The sequence below is a fragment of the Pseudomonas sp. IT-P171 genome, assembly GCF_949767765.1.
Lineage (GTDB): Bacteria > Pseudomonadota > Gammaproteobacteria > Pseudomonadales > Pseudomonadaceae > Aquipseudomonas > Aquipseudomonas fluorescens_B.
Genome location: NZ_CATKQN010000011.1, coordinates 22,692 through 41,377 on the forward strand (window position 1 = coordinate 22,692; position 18,686 = coordinate 41,377).

The following is an 18,686-nucleotide window of genomic DNA, read 5'->3' on the forward strand; positions in this document are numbered from 1 at the left end:
CCCGTATTGGACATTGAGCATTTCGCTGCGGTGAGTCCCGGGGTTGAGCACAGCCATGCAAGACACCCCGTGCCGGGTCATGCATAGTCATCATTATTACTTTTCGATCATGGACTTCGCTTATGGACAAGTTGCTGGCGCTGAAAATGTTTGTCGAAACGGTCCGCTGTGGGGGGTACTCGGCAGCCGCGCGCAAGCTCGGCATCTCCACTTCGTCAGTGACGCGGCAGGTCGCGGGGCTGGAAAGTGAGTTGGGCGCCAGCCTGCTCAACCGCACCACGCGCAACACGAGTGTCACGGTGGCGGGGCAGAGCTATTTCGACAAGGCAGTGGCGATCCTCGAAGCCATCGATGAAGCCGACGCCGTCGTTGCCGACCGTGGCAGCGAAGCCCAAGGGCGTTTACGGGCCAGCGTTCCAGTGGAATTCGGCCGGCGTATCATCGCTCCCCATTTGAGCCGGCTGCTCGATCGCCATCCCGGCCTGGAGATCAGCCTCTCGCTGAGTGACGAGGTCAGTGACCTGCTCAGCGAGCAGATCGATGTGTCGGTGCGTCTCGGTTCTTCGGTCGTCAGTGATGACATCGTCAGCAAGAAGGTCGGTGATTTCCAGCGTTGGGTGGTGGCGAGTCCCGACTACCTGATGCGCACCGGACTGCCCCATCACCCTCGTGATTTGCTGGAGCATCAATGCTTGCGGTTTGATTACCGCATGGGTCACCACAATTGGACATTCCAGGGCGATGAAGAAATCATCCGCTTGAATGTGCAGGGAAGACTGCAAAGCAACAATGCCGACATCCTGCGGGAGGCCGCATTGGCGGGTGGCGGGGTGACGCTGTTGGCCGATTGGCTGGTGCGTGACGATGTTGGCGCCGGTCGGCTGACTCGCGTGCTGGAGCAGTATGAAGTCAACCCAGGGAGTGCGAGCACCTGCATCAACGCGCTGTATCTGCCCAACCATCGCGGCTCCAGTCGCATCAATGTGTTCATTGAATTTCTGCAGGAAATACTCGCCCCCTGAGCACATTGTCATTGGCGTCAAATCAGCGATTTATGGGGCGGTAAACGTGACCAATGTCTTGGGCTCCAGATACGCGCTCATCCCCCACCGGCCCATTTCCCGCCCAAGGCCTGAATGCTTGAAACCACCGAAGGGGGCACGCGGTTCGTGGGCCAGGGTGTTGATGAGCACACGTCCCGAATCGATCTGAAGGGCGATATTCACACAGCGTTCGTGGCTCTTTCCCAGCACCAGGGCGCTCAGCCCATAGTCCGTATCGTTAGCAATGCTGATCGCATCGGCATCATCCTCGTAGGGGATGATCGTCAGCACGGGGCCGAAGATTTCCTCACGCGCGATGCGCATCCGGTTGTTGGCATCAGTGAAGATCGTCGGTTTCACGAACCATCCGGCGTGCAAGCCTTCCGGGCGACCTTCGCCACCCGCCAGCAACCGCGCGCCTTCTTCCTGGCCGCTACGGATGTAGCGCTGCACCCGTTCCCATTGTTTCTGGCTCACCATTGGGCCAATGTCGGTGTCGGCGTTGCGTGGATCACCCGACTGGATCTGTGAGACGCACGCCTTCGCAACCCTCTCGAACTCTGCCAACCGTCGGCGCGGCACAAGGATGCGAGTGCCCGCGATGCAAGCCTGGCCGCTGTTGAGAAATCCGGCTTGCAGCACCATTGGCATGACCGCCTGGAAATCCGCATCGTCAAGCACCACGGTGGGCGACTTGCCGCCCAGTTCGAGCGTCACGCGCTTCATGGTGTCGGCGCCGGTTCTTACCAGATGCTGACCGACAGCGGACGAACCCGTGAACGAAATCTTGGCAACGTCGGGATGACGGACGATTTCCTCGCCAACCACATCGCCCCGTCCGTTGACGATATTGAATACACCCGGTGGCAGCCCCGCTTCGTGCAACGCCCTGATCACGACCTGTGTCTGCAACGCGCTCATCTCGCTGGGCTTGATGACGGCGGTGCAGCCTGCCGCCAGCGCGGTGGCCAGCTTGTTGCAGATGAAGCCCGCATTGCTGTTCCAGGGCGTGATCAGACCCGTAACGCCCACGGGCGTCAGAATGACCTTGGCCATGCCGACCTGTTCTTCGAAATCGAACGCCTTCAGCGCATCGATCGCTTGCGCAATCACATCCATCGGGTAAGTCGCCATCCAGCGCCCGCGAACCGCAGGCGCGCCGTATTCCATGAGGATGGCTTCCAGCAGTTCTTCCTCCCTTGCCGCCATGGCCCGGTGCATGCGTTCCAGTGCCGCAATGCGCTCCTCCCGACGGGTGCGAGACCAGGTCGGAAATGCGGCCTTGGCGGCTGCGATCGCACGTTGTGCGTCCAGTGCATCGCCCAGCCGAACCTGACCGATGACTTGCTCGGTGCTCGGGTTATGGAGGTCGAACCATTCCTGACCGTGCGGTATGACGAACTCGCCGTTGATGTAGATGTGTTCAATGCGCTGCATGGCGATTCCTCGTTCAAATGAGCCTTTGTGCAGCGAAGTCTATGAGGGGCTTATTGTTCCGATAAGCTATCCTTTGGCTTATGTAGCATCCGCATTTTCAGGACAATCCATGCACAGAACAGGAATGACCGAGCTGGAAGTGGTTCTGGCCGTTGCGCGCCGCAGCAGTTTTCGAGGCGCGGCACAGGAATTGGGCATGTCCACCACCGCCGTGAGCAGCGCAGTGGCCGGCCTGGAAGCGCGCCTGAAAGTGCGCCTGTTCAATCGCTCCACGCGCAGCGTTGCCCTCACCGACATCGGGCGACGCTATGTGGAGCGCATTGCCCCTGCATTGGCGCAGATCAAAAGTGCCGGCGAAGAGGCCAGCGTCGGCCCCGACGAACCCAGCGGCACACTGCGCATCAATGCACCGTATGGCGCGGCCTACCTGCTGCTGGAGCCGCTGCTCAAGCAGTACGCTCAGCGCTATCCCGAGGTGCGCATCGACATCGTCAGTGAGTCAAGCATGGTCGACATCGTCGCCGGGGGCTTCGACGCCGGGATTCGCCTGGCAGAGTCCGTACCGCAAGACATGATTGCTGTGGCGCTGTCAGGTGACATGCGAATGCTCGTGGTGGCTGCGCCTGAGTATCTTGAACACCATGGCGTGCCCGAGCATCCCCGAGACCTACTCACTCACCACAGCATCGGCATGCGCATGGCCCACGGAGGTCTCTACCATTGGGAGCTGGAGCGCGACGGCCAGAAGTTGCAGATGGAGCTGCCGGTGCGCCTTGTGTTCAATGAGTTGCTGGCCATCAAACAGGCCGTGTTGTCGGGCCTTGGCATCGGTTTCATTTCCGAGGGGTTCATCCGGGAAGAACTTGCAAGCGGGGCCCTGGTGCCGGTGCTGATGCCGTGGTGCCCGTCGTTTGGCGGGTTGAGGCTCTACTACTCGGGCCATCGCTTCGTGCCGGCGCGATTGCGCGCACTGATTGATCTGGTGCACGAGTTGCGGCCCAATCCGGTTTGATTCGGGCGACGAGTGCACACTCGAATCCTGAGGATCGCTTCGCGCCAAGTGCTCTTGGCACGAGCCGTATGCGGTAGTTGCTCACGTCTGGATCTGTGCGGTGGGGGCAGATAACGGCCATCCCTACCGTGCGCAAACTCGTGTATGGCGGTCAGTGATCGGATCGTAGACGTCAAAGAGCGCGTCCCCTTTGTTTACCCGTGCCCCCAATGGTTTCAGGAGCGAGACAACCTCTGCGTCGGGGCCTACCAATGCGAAGCCCTGGCCTGCGTCGGTTTTGATAAAGCTTTCATCGATATTGACGATGTCGGCAAGGGTGGCATCCAGGCGTCCGGACGCCAGGTCCTGGAACGCTTCACCTTGGGAGCCTTGGCGCACGACTTCAATACCCGCTGCGGCAAATTTGTCACTGGCATAGCGATCGTAGGTAAAAGCGCGCTGAACGCCTACCCGCTTGCTTTTGAGGTCAACCAGTGGATTGTTAATGACGGTGCCGGCCTTCATCGCCAGTTTGCCGGGGGTGTGATAGTACTTTTTGCTGAAATCGACTGATTTAAGCTGGTCGGGCGTGATCGACATGGAGGAGAGGATCGCGTCGATCTTTTGTTTCAACCTGGTCCTTCCCTTGTCTCAAGGAAGTGATGACTTTATCGATGCTGTTCTCTGCGTGTGAATGGGAATAAGTGTTAATTGCGAATGGTTTTGTATAGCATGCGCGGGAGTTTTTGGCGGTTTCACTCCCTGTATTGGCCTATTCGTAAAGGTTTCTCTCTCCATGCGTCGAACCCTGCTTTCCATTTGTGTGCTGCAAGCGTTGTCGTCTTCCTCATGGGCTGAACAAACGGATGTAGCTCCCTCAACGCTTGAGCTGGACGCAACCGATGTTATCGGTACCGCGAATTACGAAAGGGCGGACGGCCCGGTGCAGGGTTATCGGGCGACGCGCTCGGCCAGCGCCACGCGTACCGACACGTCGATCCATGAAACCCCGCAATCGATCAGTGTGGTCTCGAAGGATGCAGTCGAGGATCTGGACGCCACCCGTTTGCAGGACGCGCTGGACTACGCCGGGGGCGTGGGGCGGGCGAACAATTTCGGTGGGCAGGGCCTGACCACGTTTACCGTTCGTGGCTTCACCACCGGCGAGTTTTACCGCAACGGTTTTCCGATCAACCGCGGCTACCCGAACATGCCGGATGCCAACACCATCGAGCGACTCGAAGTGCTGCGCGGCCCGGCCACCATGCTCTACGGTCGGGGTGATCCTGGCGGCACCTTCAATGTGGTTTCCAAACAGCCGTTGCCCGAGCGCACCGTCACCCTGGGCAGTCAACTCAACGATCAGGGCATGAAGCGCGGCACGCTGGACGCTTCCGGCCCGCTCGACGAAGAGGGGCGCCTGGCCTATCGACTGAACGTAGTGGGCGAGGGCGGCGACACTTTCCGCGATCACGTCGAAAACGAGCGCTACGGTATCACTCCTGTGCTGACGTGGCAGGCAACCGACGCGACCAAGCTCATTTTCGAAGGTGATTTCATGCGTAACAACGCGCCTCTGGATCGAGGCGTTACGCGTTACGGCAAACAGATTGGCACCGCCTCCCGCGACAGTTTTTTTGGGGAAAAAGACGCTGGCAAACTGCACAACGACAACAACATGGCGCAACTGCGTTTCGAACACATGCTCAACGACGACTGGACGCTGGGGGGCGGTTTCCAGTGGCTCGATGGTTCGCTCAAGGGCAACGCGGTCGAGGCCAACGGCATTGCCGATGACGGCCGCACGTTAGGGCGCAACTTCAACTATCGCAAGCTGGAGTGGACCGACAAGGACACCCAACTCAATCTGACCGGCCATTTCGATACCGCTGGTTTGCAGCACACGTTGCTCACCGGTATCGAGTACGAGGATTACGACTACAAGTCGATCATTCAACGCTCCAGCGGAGCTATCGGTGCGTACCCGATCGACATCTTCGATCCGGTGTATGGCCAGCCACGTCCGGCACTCACCCGCACGCCGACTCACGACAAGGAAAACCTCAAGACCTATGCCGCGTTCGTGCAGGATCAAGTGGCATTGACCGACAAATTGAAGGTGCTGGCCGGGGCGCGTTTCGAACGCTTCGAACATGACTACGAAACCTACGTGCCCGGCGGCAAGAGTTGGCAGGCCAGTGACAACGCGGTGACCCCGCGCATCGGCGTGACCTACGACCTGACCGAGACATTGGCGGTCTATGCCGACACTGCGCGCTCTTTCAAACCCAACACCGGCGCAAGCCGCGAGGGCGGCGGGTTTGCGCCGGAGAAGGGCAAGTCTTACGAAATGGGTATCAAGTGGGAAGCGCTGGATCAGCAGATGAGTGTCGATGCGGCGATCTATCAGATCGAGAAACGCAACGTTTTGACCACCGACCCTGTTGATTCGACCTTCAGCGTTGCGGCCGGCGAGGTGCGCAGCCGTGGTTTCGACGTCAACGTTGCCGGCAACCTCACGCCCGAATGGCGCGTGATTGGCGGCTACGCCTATGTCGATGCCGAAGTGACCAAAGACAACGTGCTGCGCTCTGGCACGCGCCTGCTGAACATCCCGAAAAACAGCTTCAGTCTGCTCAATATGTATGAGTTCCAGGACGGCACCCTAAAGGGGTTGGGCTTGGGTACCGGGCTCAAGTACGTCGACGAGCGCGCCGGGCAAACCGCCAACACCGCGTTTTCGATGAGCAGCTATACCGTTGTCGATTTGCTCAGCTTCTACAAGATCAATGACAAGGTGCGGCTCAATCTTGACGTGAAAAACCTGTTTGATCGTGACTATGAAGAAGGCGCATTCGGTAACGTCTATGCCTATCCGGGGGCACCGCGAACAGTACAAGTTGGCATTTCCTACACCTTGTAGCGTGCAGTGCTGGTGCACGCCGAGCCTTCCGCGATAACGCGGGAGATGAAGCAACGTGCGCCAGCGCTAGAGTTCGTTCCGCCCGCATAGACGACAATTGCAGGTTAAGGCGTTTTAGGCCGTGCGCAAATTTGGAGTTGGATTCAATGGCCGCTTGAGCAAGGTTGCGCAAACTGACGAAAAGATGCGAATGATCCAGAGTGGGAGGAGCAAAATTCCCAAATGCCAGAAACGACAAAGCCCTGAATAATCAGGGCTTTGTCGTATAAAGATGGCGGAGGCGATGGGATTCGAACTCATGGACCTGTTACAGTCGACGGTTTTCAAGACCGTTGCCTTAAACCACTCGGCCACACCTCCGTTTGCGTTGCGGGCGCCATAATACCTGAATGAAACACACTGTCAAACTCTCTGCATGGCTTGTTACAGAGCGTCTGTTATGATCTTTGCGACTGAACGTTTCAAACCAACAGGAGTGTCGCCATGCGCGAACAGGATTACGCAGTTAATAACAGCGTGCAGGCTGGGCAGCTAGAGGTTAGCCGCGTCCTGCGCAACACTTACGGCTTACTCGCACTCACCCTCGCATTCAGCGGCGTGATGGCGTTTGTCGCCCAGCAGATGCGCGTCGGCTACCCGAATATCTTCGTGGTGCTGATCGGTTTCTACGGCCTTTTCTTCCTTACCAACAAACTCCGTGATTCGGCGTGGGGCCTGGTGTCGGCGTTTGCCCTGACCGGTTTCATGGGTTTCCTGCTAGGCCCGATCCTCAACCGTTACCTGGGTATGCAGGGCGGCGCGGAAGTGGTGAGCTCGGCGTTCGCGATGACGGCGCTGGTGTTCGGCGGTCTGTCGGCTTACGTGCTGATCACTCGCAAGGACATGAGCTTCCTCGGTGGTTTCATCACCGCCGGTTTCTTCGTGTTGCTGGGTGCAACGCTGGCGAGCCTGTTCTTCCAGATCAGCGGGCTGCAACTGGCGATCAGCGCAGGTTTCGTGCTGTTCTCGTCGGTCTGCATTCTGTTCCAGACCAGCGCCATCATTCATGGCGGCGAGCGTAACTACATCATGGCGACCATCAGCCTGTATGTATCGATCTACAACCTGTTCATCAGCTTGTTGCAGATCTTCGGCATCATGAGCCGCGACGATTAATCGCAAGGCGTGAAATAAAAAACCCGCGAAAGCGGGTTTTTTTTGTCTGCGATTTGAGGAGAGGCTTACGCCATCGGCGGCAACCGTCGCTTGACCGGGGTCTTCTTGACGATCGCGGTGTTGGTTTCGGCGTGGGTATTGAGGCGGTCGAGCAGGGTGTCCAGCTGCTCCATTGAGCGCACATGCAGGCGGGCGATGAAGCAGTCGTCGCCGGTCACCTTGTCGCACTCAGTGAATTCGGGGATGGCCTGGATCTGCCGCTCCACCTCCTGCAACTGGCCCGGCAGCGGGCGGATACGCACGATGGCCTGGAGTTGATAGCCAAAGCATTTGGGATCAATCTCGACGGTGTAACCCTTGAGCACGCCGCGTTCTTCGAGGCGGCGCAAACGCTCGGCGACGCTGGGCGAGGACAGGCCGCTGAGGTTCGCCAGGGCCTTGAGCGAACGCCGCGAGTCTTCCATCAACGCCGTGATCAGCACTTGGTCGATATCATCAGTCATGGCGCAACCTCTGTAAGGCAATTAATCGAAACCGCCTTGATAAAAAAGGCAGACACCGAGTTTAGCCTGCTTTTTGCGCTGGAGAAGCCCCCCAGCGGATTGACATACTTTGGGCTCAAACACAGGAGTCTGATGATGGACAAAACAATTCGTCACGGGTCATTCGAAATGACCGCCGCCATGCTGATTTCCGGGACCATCGGCTGGTTTGTGCTGGTGTCCGGGCAGCCGGTGCTGGACGTGGTGTTCTGGCGTTGTGTGTTCGGCGCCGGCACGTTATTGCTGATCTGCGCGGCATTCGGCTTCCTGCGCCCCGGCATTCTTACCCGCACCACCTTCCTGCTGGCCGTGCTCAGCGGCGTGGCAATTGTCGGTAACTGGGTGCTTTTGTTCGCCTCTTACTCCCGCGCCTCGATTGCCATCGGCACAGCGGTCTATAACGTTCAGCCATTCATGCTGGTCGGATTGGCCGCGCTGTTCCTCAACGAAAAAATCACCCTGCAAAAACTGTTCTGGCTGGGCATTTCGTTTTTGGGGATGCTGGCGATTGTCAGTGCGCATGGTGAACAGGGCGAGGGCGGCAATGATTACCTGATGGGCATCGCGCTGGCGCTGGGCGCTGCTTTCCTTTATGCGATTGCCGCGTTGATCATCAAACGCCTGACCGGTACACCACCGCACCTGATTGCGCTGATTCAGGTCAGCACCGGCGTGTTGTTGCTCGCACCGTTCGCGCACTTTTCCGCGTTGCCCCAAGCACCAAGTGCCTGGGCCAGCCTGGTGACACTCGGCGTTGTTCACACCGGCGTGATGTATGTGTTGCTGTACGGCGCAATCCAGAAGTTGCCGACGGCACTGACCGGCGCGTTGTCGTTCATCTACCCGATTGCGGCGATTTTCGTCGACTGGTTTGCCTTTGGCCATCGCCTGGAAACGCTGCAGTGGATCGGTGTCGCCGCCATTTTGCTGGCCGCTGCGGGTATGCAGCAGGGCTGGAGCCTGAAGTTGCGACGCGTGGCCGCATAGTCATCAGTGTCGAGTGAGCACATCCGCGAAAATACGGTTGATGGTATCCATGCTCTCAGCCGTTACGCGGTAACTTTCATAGTAAGCGCGGGCCCCTAGTCTTTCAAAAACTTCGGACTTTCCACTGTTGGCAATGAATATGCCACTGGCTTCCAACCACCCAGGCGTATTCTGAATACTCTCTGGAGTCATGTTCCATTGTATTGAACAATCTTTTTTGAAAATAAGAAAAGCATCAACTCTTTCGCCCTCCAGCTTTCTGAAAAGCGGCGTAGTGCTGATGTGTTGACTATCCAGGAGTTCTTGGCAAAGGTGTTGTAATTTTTTGCTGGCGTCTATCCAGTCAGGCTCACTAAGATCAAATGTGCTCCACACGGATGGTAGATACCAGTCCATGATCTTCGCCTCTGAAATGTCACTGCTTCGCGGCGTATGTGCAAATATGGGAAGGATGACGTCATCGGGAATGTACTGAAAATGCGCTGTTGTTCTATCGGAACTGCTCTCCAGTGAGTTCTGTACTATGAAATCACCTGGACTACCCCTCTGAGCTAAATAACTAACCATCTCGGTGAAATAGTGTGCATTATTTTGTAATTTGCCATCATCCCGTAAATGGGACTCATGTGAGTAAGTGGATGCGTTGTACTGTTGTAGTTGCAGAATAGGCTCTTTATTGAAGAATACTTCGCTGTCGTCCCTTGATTTGCACTGCAACAAGTTGAGTCTGTGTGCGTCCTCATTGTCACGATGAACCCTGAAATCAGGCGTGATTATTTTTTGATTAATGAAGTATGGATTGGTCGGTTCCTGTTCAATAAAAGGCGACCCATTTAACGTAATGGATGACGGCTTCGGCTCTACTGAGTGTGTATAAAAACGGGAAATCGTAATCTGGTCTGAATGCAGTTTGGTCTGGCGTTCCGTCTTTTGAGTGTCATCAATTCCCAAGCTATCCAGCAGCTGCTGTCTGGGCGCTTGAAGTACTTTCTCTGCGAAAGCCAGTGCCGTTGTTTTACCGAGCAGTTCGATCATGTAAGGTGAAAAAAGATCTGTTTCACTGACCTGAGCGGAGGGGTGGGTCATTTTTTCAATTCCACCACCAGTCCCGCGCACGTCTGCAATATTAATAAACGAACCTTTGTCTTTGCTGTTAGTCAATTGAGCGGTATTCGGCTCTTTGTCTGCAGTGATGGGGTTGAATGTGCAGACCGAAACTTTAGAGTTGCAGTTTATCATCGGGAATCTCTCGGTATGCAATTTCAGCTATTTAATACCACCATGGCTGATTGCTTTTGATGCTTATATTGATAGCGGTGGCGGACCGGTCTTAGCGTGGGATACTGTCATTGAGAAGGCGGTGGGTAACAAAGTGCTGCAATATTCTACATTGCGCATCTTTTACCCTGTTCATTTGGTCAGCGTTCATTTTGATATTGTTTGTGAGCAGTGATTGAGCCGCTTTGTCGAGGTCGTCAATCATGTAATAAATAAAAAGAGAAAGTGTCTGGTGCGTTTCAGGGAGTGACGCTCTTGATGGCAGTTGGTTTGTGTATTCTTTTGCTAGTTCTGCTCGACTTTCAAATAATTGCAAGAGCTGTTTGTCGTGTGGGCGTTCCTTAAGTATTGCAGAGTGATCCCTGTAAAGCTCATGGATGTTTTTCGCAATGTCGATGATTTCATCCATTCGAAGCAGGTAGCTTGGGTGGATATTAAACTGCACCTGCTCCAGATCTCGACGCAAAGGCGCGCAGAAGCCTTCGTTGGTTCTCTCTCGAATCTGGGTACGGGCTGGAAAAGCTCTGTTTTCCGAACAGTCGGGTTTTAACTCGGCATTCTGGTCGAAGTTCATTAGCATCGGGACCATTTGGAAGACGGTTTTTTTCAGGTCGTCGCTGCCTCCTGTCAGGCGAGGAATTTGTTCAATGACTTCTGGGAGATTGTCGTAAGTGTCCATTTGCTTTTTGAATACAGCTTCGTTTACCACGACCGTGCCAGCAGGGCTGAATTTTGCAACTGTTATACTTTCTATGGACTTGATTCGGTTTGCTTTGATGAGTTCATGCAGTTGATTGTTAACAGCCTGCTTTTCAAGAGTCATGTATTCGATGAATTTTTCAGGGTCGCTGTTCTTAAAACCACCCAATACGAAAGTTTGCAAGGGCGTAAGCGTCGTGGCATGGTCTAATTCTTGTGAGGAAAGAAAAGGTTGGCAACGGCCAATACCATGAAATGTCATTAATTCGGCACTTCTGTGCTCGCCTTGATCCAGCCCCTCTTTATTACTGGCTGAACGATGATGCGCGATCATTTCGGTCCGGATTCCGGTCTCGATTGGAGTGTTGTTATGTGGATTCTTGATGACTACATAACGTGCGTCCGAAACATGGCTGATTTCATTTTCCAGTATTTCCATTGTTGGAAATTTTGTCGCTGCTTCAGTGCCGGTAAAACGAATGAATTGGCTGGTGTTGTAAGGGAAGGCTGCGAGGCATTGCTCTTGGTTCGCTTTTAACGTGTCTGTTATACGAGTAGTGATCAGCTTGAACTCGGCAGCATAGTTACTGTTGTCGAAGTGAAACATCCATTCTCTATATTTGCCATCGTCTTTGCTGGCGGGATTGTCCATGAAACGAAAATTTGCAACAGCAGGTATGTCTCCGAGTTGGTACGCCGCTTTAAAAATCTGTAACGGTGTTATTTTTGCATTGAGGCAACGGATGTCAGTAATTTTGGATTTTATGTTCTGGGCAGAGAAGTCAACTTTTGAGTAATCCTCTTTTATGATGGCATGTTCTTCCATTACTTCATCATAGAGTGTCTTGAAGTCTCCGTAAGTTTGTAAATCAATTTCGCATGCCGATAGCCCGAACATCTCCCATTCGCTCAGGATCGATTTGAATGCCTCTTGCAGGTCTTCGTCTATTAATGATAGGAGGTTGCAGCGGAGAATGTTGGTTTGTTCAGCATTTGATACCTGCTTGTAGTCCGTTTTTTCTGCATGGCTCAAACCCTCGATAGGGCGAAAGCGATTCGGAATTGTGCTGGTGGTACTGAACTGCCCCAAAATCGTGGTAGCGATATCAGGTTCTTTTAAAAAATGTGCAGGCTGGCAGTCAGTTATTTTGTTGATGAAGGCTGTGGTTCGATTTTTTAGCTCGGATGCGAAAGCTGGATCAAGGATTACTATCGACTCTGTTACATTGGAAGCTTGAAGTAATTGGCCGGCTATTTTTTCATGTTCGGGCTGATTGTTTTCGTGTTTGGCGTTTGCATTCGCCAACGTAAATGAAGAGGAGGGGGCGTGAGGGCGGAATATGCTATTGCTTGGCAAACTAATTCCTTTTAGTTGAATAATTTAAACCTTCCATAAGCATCAGTTATTCTAATGGTGGGGATTGTTCTGACTATCAAAAAAAGCTTATTGCGTGCAGCGAGGTGTAGTTAATGGCGTCGTCGAACCTTTCTCCGCGACAGCCTGCATTTCGTCAGGCAATCAGGACGCTCTACAACACCTTCAAATATTCCAGCGCGGCGCAGTCTTGGCCAGACGCTGGCGCATCTCGCCAATGTTGCTGGCCAGTTGCCGGATCAACAACCGGTAGCCGTCCAGCGGGTTATAGACCGGTTCGTCAAGGCTTGAATCCGCCGGCAGTTCGGCGGGTCGACTGAGCCGTTGCGACGCGCCGGACTTCAACGCCCGCGCCATCCCCACCAGTTGCACCCGAATCAGCCGATGTTCCGCTTTCAGCGCCGATTGCAGATTCGCCATTGCGGCGGGGTCATTGGTATCCGGTCGAGTGTTACTGAGGATTTCCAGAGTGCTGACGCACATCCGCAAATGTCGCTGAATCGCATCGAGCTCGGTCATGGATATCTTCACTTCCTTGGAGACCGACGGCATCAGCGAACGCAGTTGCACCATCACCGCATTCAATCGATTCATCAACTTCACGTTCTCGTCATCGGTGACGGGCTGGCCATTGATGATCCGCCCGTAAACCGTCGCGCAATCGCGCAGGGCATCGGCCAGGTTGTAACGCCAGGAATAAACCGCGTACAGCGGCAGGGCGAAGGAAAATGCCAGCGCCAGGGCAATGCCGATCAGGATATCCACCCCGCGCCACAGCCCGTCGGTCACCGGGTTATCGCCATGCCCTGCGACGATAAACACGGTGATCGCCGACAGCAGCGCCGTGTAGCCCCCCTTGCCAATGGCGTGGTACGAGAAGAATCCGCAGACCACCGACATCGCAAAATAGGTCAGCCACGGCATCCCGAGCCAGACCTGTTGCGCCACCAACACAAGGCCGACGCCTGCGCCGATCAAGGTGCCGATGGCGCGCTCGGCGGCTTTTTTGCCGATGTTGCCGTGGTGCTGCAAACCGCCGATCACCACCAGCATCGTCACCGACGCCCACTCTCCGTGGGGCAGGTGGATGCCGGTGGTCAGCAGGATCGTCGCCAGCAACCCCAGCGATACGCGCACTGCGTGAATCAGCCTGGCGTGGCGATAGCGCCGGTACGGGTCCAGTAACGGACGCAGTACCCGGCGCAACAGGGGTGGCAGTCTTTGGGTTCTGAAGGTGCTCAGGCTCGTTGTCCTCAGAAGATGTAATCGGTGGTCAGGAAACTCGAACTGCGGCCGCTGATGATCTCGCTGATCAAGTCTTTGTTGGACTCCTGAAACTTGGTCGCGACCAGCGTGCGAATCGAAAACACCCGCAGCGCATCATGTACCGACAACGTCCCTTCGGCGGAATTCTTGCGGCCGTTGAATGGGTAGGTGTCCGGGCCACGCTGGCACTGGGCGTTGAGGTTGATCCGCCCGACCTGGTTGGCGAAGGTGTCCACCAGCCGGCCGACCGCCACCGGGTTGGTGCCGAAGATACTCAGTTGCTGGCCGAAGTCCGACTCCAGGACGTAATCGATGACCGTATCCAGATGCCGGTAAGGCACGATCGGCACCACCGGGCCGAACTGTTCTTCCTGATAGACACGCATCTGCGGCGTCACCGGGAACAACACTGCCGGATAGAAGAAGGAGGCGCGGGCTTCACTGCCATTGGGGTTGACCACGCGAGCGCCTTTGCTCACGGCATCCGCAACCAGCGCGTGCAGATAGTCGACCTTGCCCGACTCCGGCAGCGGCGTCAGGGCCACGCCGCTTTCCCACGGCATGCCCGGTTTGAGGCTCGCGAGTTTGGCATTGAATTTGTCGATGAACGCTTCGACCACGTCTTCGTGGACGAAGAGGATTTTCAGCGCGGTGCAACGCTGGCCATTGAAGGACAAGGACCCGGTGACTGCTTCGTTCACCGCGTTGTCCAGATCCACCTCGGGCAAGACGATGCCGGGGTTCTTCGCATCCAGGCCCAGCGCAGCACGCAAACGATGCGGTTTCGGGTGGAGTTTTTTCAGGTCGCTGGCCGCTTTGTTGGTACCGATAAACGCAAAGATGTCGATCTTGCCGCTGGCCATCAGCGCACTGACCGTTTCGCGGCCGCTGCCGTAGATCACGTTGATCACCCCGGCGGGGAAGCTGTCGCGGAACGCCTCCAGCAGCGGGCGAATCAGCAGCACGCCAAGCTTGGCCGGCTTGAACACCACGGTGTTGCCCATGATCAGCGCCGGAATCAGCGTGGTGAAGGTTTCGTTCAGCGGATAGTTGTAAGGCCCCATGCACAGCGCCACGCCCAGCGGAACGCGGCGGATCTGGCCGAGTGTGTCCTGTTCCAGTTCGAAACGGCTGGAGCGGCGGTCGAGTTCCTTGAGGGCGTTGATGGTGTCGACGATGTAGTCGCAGGTGCGGTCGAACTCTTTTTCCGAATCCTTGAGGTTCTTGCCGATCTCCCACATCAACAACTTGACCACCGCGTCGCGCTGTTCGCGCATACGCCCGAGGAAGGTTTCGACGTGCTGGATGCGTTCGGCCACGCGCATGGTCGGCCACAGGCCCTGGCCCCGGTCATAGGCGCGGACGGCGGCGTCGAGGGCGGTCAGTGCGGTGTCGGCATCGAGCAGCGGTGTGCTGCCGAGGATGACCTGTTCGTCGCCATTTTCACCGGTCAGGTACACCGGGCTGCGGACTTGGGCGAGGGGGCCTGACCAGGTTTTCAGTTCGCCGTCGACCAGGTATTCACGTTGCTCGGTCTGGCCGTCGAGGCGGTATTTTTCCGGGATGTCGCTGGAGTCGGGAAACAGGTTGCCGAGGATGTGTGCTGTGGTCATGTCGCTACTCCATGTGATGTAAGCCATGCGCTGGCGGCTTGCAGTTCAGAATTCACTTCAAGGGTTATACGCCTTATTGACCCGACTTTTTAAGTCCGGATTTCACGAACCAGCGATCTTTTGACCTGAGAACACACAACGGCGAACGCTGCGGGTAAACTTCGCGCTCTTTCTTAAGGAGTTCATATGAGTTACTACCAGCCGGGCATTCTCGCCACCCCAGTACCGCCTCAAGCCCGTCATATGTTCTTCGCGCTGGAATCCGTCGATGCACTGCCGGCCGCGCTCGACAAGCTGGCACAGCTGGTGGACGGGAAATCGGCAGTGGTCGGTTTCGGTGAATCCCTGGTCAAGGCGCTGCACGGGCAGATCGAAGGGCTGCGGCCGTTTCCGGCGCTGACCGGCGTCGGCGTCGACAATCCGTCGACCCAACACGCGTTGTGGTGCTGGTTGCATGGCGTCGACCGTGGCGAATTGCTCAATCGCAGCAATGCCATCGAAGCCGCGCTGGCGCCTGCCCTGCGTCTGGTGCAGATGAACGAAACCTTCCGCCACATGACCGGCCACGACCTGACCGGTTACGAAGACGGCACCGAAAACCCGCACGATGAAGCCGCCGTGGCTGCTGCGCTGGTCGGTGAAGGCGCTGACGGTCTGGTCGGTGGCAGCTTCGCCGCGATCCAGCAATGGCAGCATGACCTCAAAGGCTTCCACGCCATGCCGTCCGATGAGAAGGACAACATCATGGGCCGTCGCTTGAGCGACAACGAAGAAATCGATGACGCGCCGATCTCCGCCCACGTCAAACGCACCGCCCAGGAAAGCTTCGCCCCCGAAGCGTTCGTGGTGCGCCGTTCGATGCCGTGGATCGAAGGGGATCGTGCCGGCCTGATGTTCCTGGCGTTCGGTTTTTCCCTCGATGCCTTCGAAGCGCAACTGCGGCGCATGAGCGGTCTGGAAGACGGCATCACCGACGGTTTGTACCGCATCAGCCGGCCGATTACCGGCGGTTACTACTGGTGCCCGCCGCTCAAGGACGGTCATCTGGACCTGCGCGCACTGCGCATCGGGTAACGATCAAGGAGTGAATATGAACGTGGTGCGCTGGGGCATGATCGGGTGTGGCAGCGTCGCCGAACGCAAGAGTGGGCCGGCCTTCTACAAGGCACCCGGCTCGGCGTTGGTGGCGGTGATGGGGCGGCGACTGGACGCGGTGAGCGATTATGCCGCGCGCCACGGCATCGCCCGGGTCTACACCGACGCTGAAGCGCTGATCAACGATCCCGAGGTGGACGCGGTGTACATCGCCACGCCACCCGACAGTCACCACGCCTATGCCCTGATGGTGGCTGTTGCCGGCAAACATTGCTGCGTCGAGAAACCGATGTCGCTGAATGCCGGGCAGAGCCGTGAAATGCAGAAGGTGTTCGCCGAGGCCGGGCTGCATCTTTTCGTGTCCTACTACCGACGTTCGCTGCCGCGCTTCCAGCAAGTGCGGCAATGGCTGGAGGAGGGGCGGATCGGTGAGGTCCGGCACTTGACCTGGACGCTCACCAAGGCGCCATCGCCTGCTGATCTCGGCGGCGCGGACAACTGGCGCACCGACCCGACGATAGCCGGTGGCGGCTACTTCGCCGACCTCGCCAGTCATGGCTTCGATCTGTTCCAGTACCTGCTCGGCGACATCGTCGAAGTCGCCGGGTTTACCGCGCGGCAGGCTGGATTGTATGCCGCTGAAGACGCCGTCAGCGCCAGTTGGCGGTTTGCGTCGGGGGCGATGGGCATGGGTTGCTGGAACTTTGTCGCGGACCGTCGTGAGGATCGGGTCGAGGTGATTGGCAGCAAGGGGCGGATCAGCTTTTCGGTCTTTGATGAGCACCCGGTGGTACTCGAAGCCGAGGAATCCCTCCGCCTGGACATCGACAATCATCAGCACATCCAGTGGCATCACGTGCTGGGCATGAATGCGCACATTCGTGGCGAAGCGCAGCATCCCGCGGTAGCCGAACAGGCTCTGAAAACCGACTGGGTGATGGACCAGATTCTCAAGCGCGGCTAAAAAAACCAAAGATCGCAGCCTCGTTTCACTCGACAGCTCCTACAGGCCCTTGCCAGGAAAAAGTCAAAAGAGTACAAATGTACTCCATGACGACTTTAACTCCCCGCCGTACCGCCATCCTGACCTTTATCCGTGATCGAATCGCGGAGCACGGTCAGTCCCCGAGCCTCGCTGAAATCAGCGAGGCCTTTGGTTTCGCCTCTCGCAGCGTGGCGCGCAAGCATGTGCTGGCGCTGACCGAAGCCGGTTTCATCGAGGTCAACCCGCATCAGGCCCGGGGCATTCGCTTGCTCGGGCAAGCGGCGCGGCCCGAGTTGCTGGACATTCCGGTTCTCGGCCGGGTGGCGGCGGGTGCGCCGATCGGTGCCGATGCCGAGGTGCACAGTCGGTTGTTGCTTGATCCATCGATTTTTTCGCGGGTGCCGGACTACATGCTGCGGGTCAAGGGCGACTCGATGATCGAGGACGGTATTCTCGACGGCGATCTGGTGGGCGTGCACCGCAATCCCGAGGCCTTTAACGGTCAGATCGTCGTGGCACGGCTCGATGGCGAAGTGACCATCAAGCGTTTCGAGCGGGTCGGCGATTCTGTTCGCCTGTTGCCCCGCAACCCGGCCTACAAGCCGATCATCGTTCATCCCGATCAGGACCTCGCCATCGAAGGGGTGTTCTGCGGTCTGGTGAGGCAAGGGTGATGGGGGCCGTCGTCGCGCTGGACACGTTGTTCAATGGCGGCCAGGTCTGGAAAGGCCGGCCTGCGCCCCCGAGCGTCAGCCCGCAACCCACCGGGCATGCGGCGCTGGATGCGGCGTTGCCCACGGGTGGCTGGCCGGAAGCGGCGCTGACCGAAATCCTCCTGGCCGGGCAGGGCGTTGGCGAATTGCAACTGGTGTGGCCGGCGCTGGCACGGTTGTCGACGGCGGGCGAGCGCATCGTGCTGGTGGCGCCGCCGTACGTGCCGTATCCGCAAGCGTGGCAGAACGCCGGGGTCGATCTGCGCCAGTTGTCGATCATCCAGGCCAGCGAGCGCGATGCGCTGTGGGCGGCGGAACAATGCCTGCGTTCGGGCAGTTGCGGCGTGGTGCTGTGCTGGCCGCACAAGGCTGATGACCGGGCGTTGCGGCGCTTGCAGGTGGCGGCGGAAACCGGCTCCACCCTGGCATTCGCCTACCGCTCGCTCAATGAAGCCATCAACCCTTCACCTGCGGCCCTGCGCATCGCCATCGATGCCAGGCCTGCGCAATTGCGCGTGCTCAAGTGCCGGGGCGGGCTGGCCCGTTCGGCGCCGATTGCCTTCCCCGTGGGGCATTGAGGTTGC

General features: G+C 57.2%; 15 protein-coding genes, 1 tRNA gene and 1 pseudogene. 9 read left to right on the forward strand and 8 right to left on the reverse strand.

All coding sequences use genetic code 11. The features are described 5' to 3' along the window. Positions 1-122: 122 nt before the first annotated feature. A complete protein-coding gene (locus ACM6I5_RS08635) occupies positions 123-1,022 on the forward strand; it encodes a LysR family transcriptional regulator (RefSeq protein WP_017339242.1) in 900 nt (299 codons plus the stop codon). A gap of 30 nt (positions 1,023-1,052) precedes the next feature. Here ACM6I5_RS08635 and ACM6I5_RS08640 read toward each other — a convergent pair whose 3' ends face one another. Then, positions 1,053-2,480: an aldehyde dehydrogenase family protein gene (locus tag ACM6I5_RS08640; protein WP_414883594.1), complete on the reverse strand. Its 1,428-nt coding sequence runs from the start codon at positions 2,478-2,480 to the stop codon at positions 1,053-1,055. A 109-nt stretch (positions 2,481-2,589) separates the two neighbouring features. Between ACM6I5_RS08640 and ACM6I5_RS08645 the strand changes: the two genes are divergently transcribed. After that, positions 2,590-3,492 (forward strand): LysR family transcriptional regulator, encoded by a 903-nt coding sequence (locus ACM6I5_RS08645; RefSeq protein ID WP_414883595.1) that lies wholly within the window; start codon positions 2,590-2,592, stop codon positions 3,490-3,492. 180 nt (positions 3,493-3,672) lie between these two features. On the opposite strand, the pseudogene ACM6I5_RS08650 reads toward ACM6I5_RS08645, so the two are convergent. Further along, positions 3,673-4,098, reverse strand: a pseudogene (locus tag ACM6I5_RS08650) (ABC transporter substrate-binding protein); the annotation flags it as partial. A 169-nt stretch (positions 4,099-4,267) separates the two neighbouring features. Here ACM6I5_RS08650 and ACM6I5_RS08655 point away from each other — a divergent pair. Further along, positions 4,268-6,394, forward strand: a complete 2,127-nt coding sequence (locus ACM6I5_RS08655; RefSeq protein ID WP_414883596.1) for a TonB-dependent siderophore receptor — start codon at positions 4,268-4,270, stop codon at positions 6,392-6,394. Between the two features lie 272 nt (positions 6,395-6,666). Here ACM6I5_RS08655 and ACM6I5_RS08660 read toward each other — a convergent pair. Then, positions 6,667-6,754: transfer RNA gene (locus ACM6I5_RS08660), tRNA-Ser, on the reverse strand. Between the two features lie 123 nt (positions 6,755-6,877). On the opposite strand from ACM6I5_RS08660, the gene ACM6I5_RS08665 reads away from it, so the two are divergent. Further along, the gene (locus tag ACM6I5_RS08665) at positions 6,878-7,549 is read left to right on the forward strand and encodes a Bax inhibitor-1/YccA family protein (RefSeq protein WP_414883597.1); all 672 of its coding nucleotides are present in this window, start codon (positions 6,878-6,880) and stop codon (positions 7,547-7,549) included. A gap of 65 nt (positions 7,550-7,614) precedes the next feature. Here ACM6I5_RS08665 and ACM6I5_RS08670 read toward each other — a convergent pair whose 3' ends face one another. After that, positions 7,615-8,052, reverse strand: coding sequence for an Lrp/AsnC family transcriptional regulator (locus ACM6I5_RS08670; protein ID WP_008028095.1), 438 nt, complete (start codon positions 8,050-8,052; stop codon positions 7,615-7,617). Positions 8,053-8,187: 135 nt separating this feature from the next. Here ACM6I5_RS08670 and ACM6I5_RS08675 point away from each other — a divergent pair, with 135 nt between their 5' ends. Next, entirely contained in the window at positions 8,188-9,078 is an 891-nt protein-coding gene (locus ACM6I5_RS08675; protein WP_414883598.1) for a DMT family transporter, read from the forward strand. A 3-nt stretch (positions 9,079-9,081) separates the two neighbouring features. Here ACM6I5_RS08675 and ACM6I5_RS08680 read toward each other — a convergent pair whose 3' ends face one another. The 4 genes from ACM6I5_RS08680 to ACM6I5_RS08695 all read right to left on the reverse strand — a co-directional run bounded on the left by ACM6I5_RS08680 (position 9,082) and on the right by ACM6I5_RS08695 (position 15,309). Beyond that, complete coding sequence (locus ACM6I5_RS08680) at positions 9,082-10,317, reverse strand: hypothetical protein (protein ID WP_414883599.1); 1,236 nt, start codon at positions 10,315-10,317, stop codon at positions 9,082-9,084. A gap of 91 nt (positions 10,318-10,408) precedes the next feature. Continuing rightward, on the reverse strand, positions 10,409-12,412 hold the full coding sequence (locus ACM6I5_RS08685) for a hypothetical protein (RefSeq protein WP_414883600.1): 2,004 nt from the start codon (positions 12,410-12,412) through the stop codon (positions 10,409-10,411). A 183-nt stretch (positions 12,413-12,595) separates the two neighbouring features. Further along, positions 12,596-13,639, reverse strand: a complete 1,044-nt coding sequence (locus tag ACM6I5_RS08690) for an FUSC family protein (protein ID WP_414883948.1) — start codon at positions 13,637-13,639, stop codon at positions 12,596-12,598. A 44-nt stretch (positions 13,640-13,683) separates the two neighbouring features. Beyond that, complete coding sequence (locus tag ACM6I5_RS08695) at positions 13,684-15,309, reverse strand: NADP-dependent glyceraldehyde-3-phosphate dehydrogenase (protein WP_017339205.1); 1,626 nt, start codon at positions 15,307-15,309, stop codon at positions 13,684-13,686. Positions 15,310-15,495: 186 nt separating this feature from the next. On the opposite strand from ACM6I5_RS08695, the gene ACM6I5_RS08700 reads away from it, so the two are divergent. From ACM6I5_RS08700 to imuA, 4 genes are all read left to right on the forward strand, one after another. Continuing rightward, complete coding sequence (locus ACM6I5_RS08700) at positions 15,496-16,383, forward strand: Dyp-type peroxidase (RefSeq protein ID WP_414883601.1); 888 nt, start codon at positions 15,496-15,498, stop codon at positions 16,381-16,383. A gap of 16 nt (positions 16,384-16,399) precedes the next feature. After that, positions 16,400-17,368 carry a Gfo/Idh/MocA family protein gene (locus ACM6I5_RS08705; RefSeq protein ID WP_414883602.1) on the forward strand — a complete coding sequence of 323 codons (969 nt, stop codon included), beginning with the start codon at positions 16,400-16,402 and terminating at the stop codon, positions 17,366-17,368. Positions 17,369-17,445: 77 nt separating this feature from the next. Next, positions 17,446-18,063, forward strand: coding sequence for a transcriptional repressor LexA (gene lexA / locus ACM6I5_RS08710; protein ID WP_017339202.1), 618 nt, complete (start codon positions 17,446-17,448; stop codon positions 18,061-18,063). Further along, positions 18,063-18,680 (forward strand): translesion DNA synthesis-associated protein ImuA, encoded by a 618-nt coding sequence (imuA, locus tag ACM6I5_RS08715; RefSeq protein WP_414883603.1) that lies wholly within the window; start codon positions 18,063-18,065, stop codon positions 18,678-18,680. Before lexA ends, imuA begins: the two co-directional genes overlap by 1 nt. Positions 18,681-18,686 lie beyond the last annotated feature (6 nt).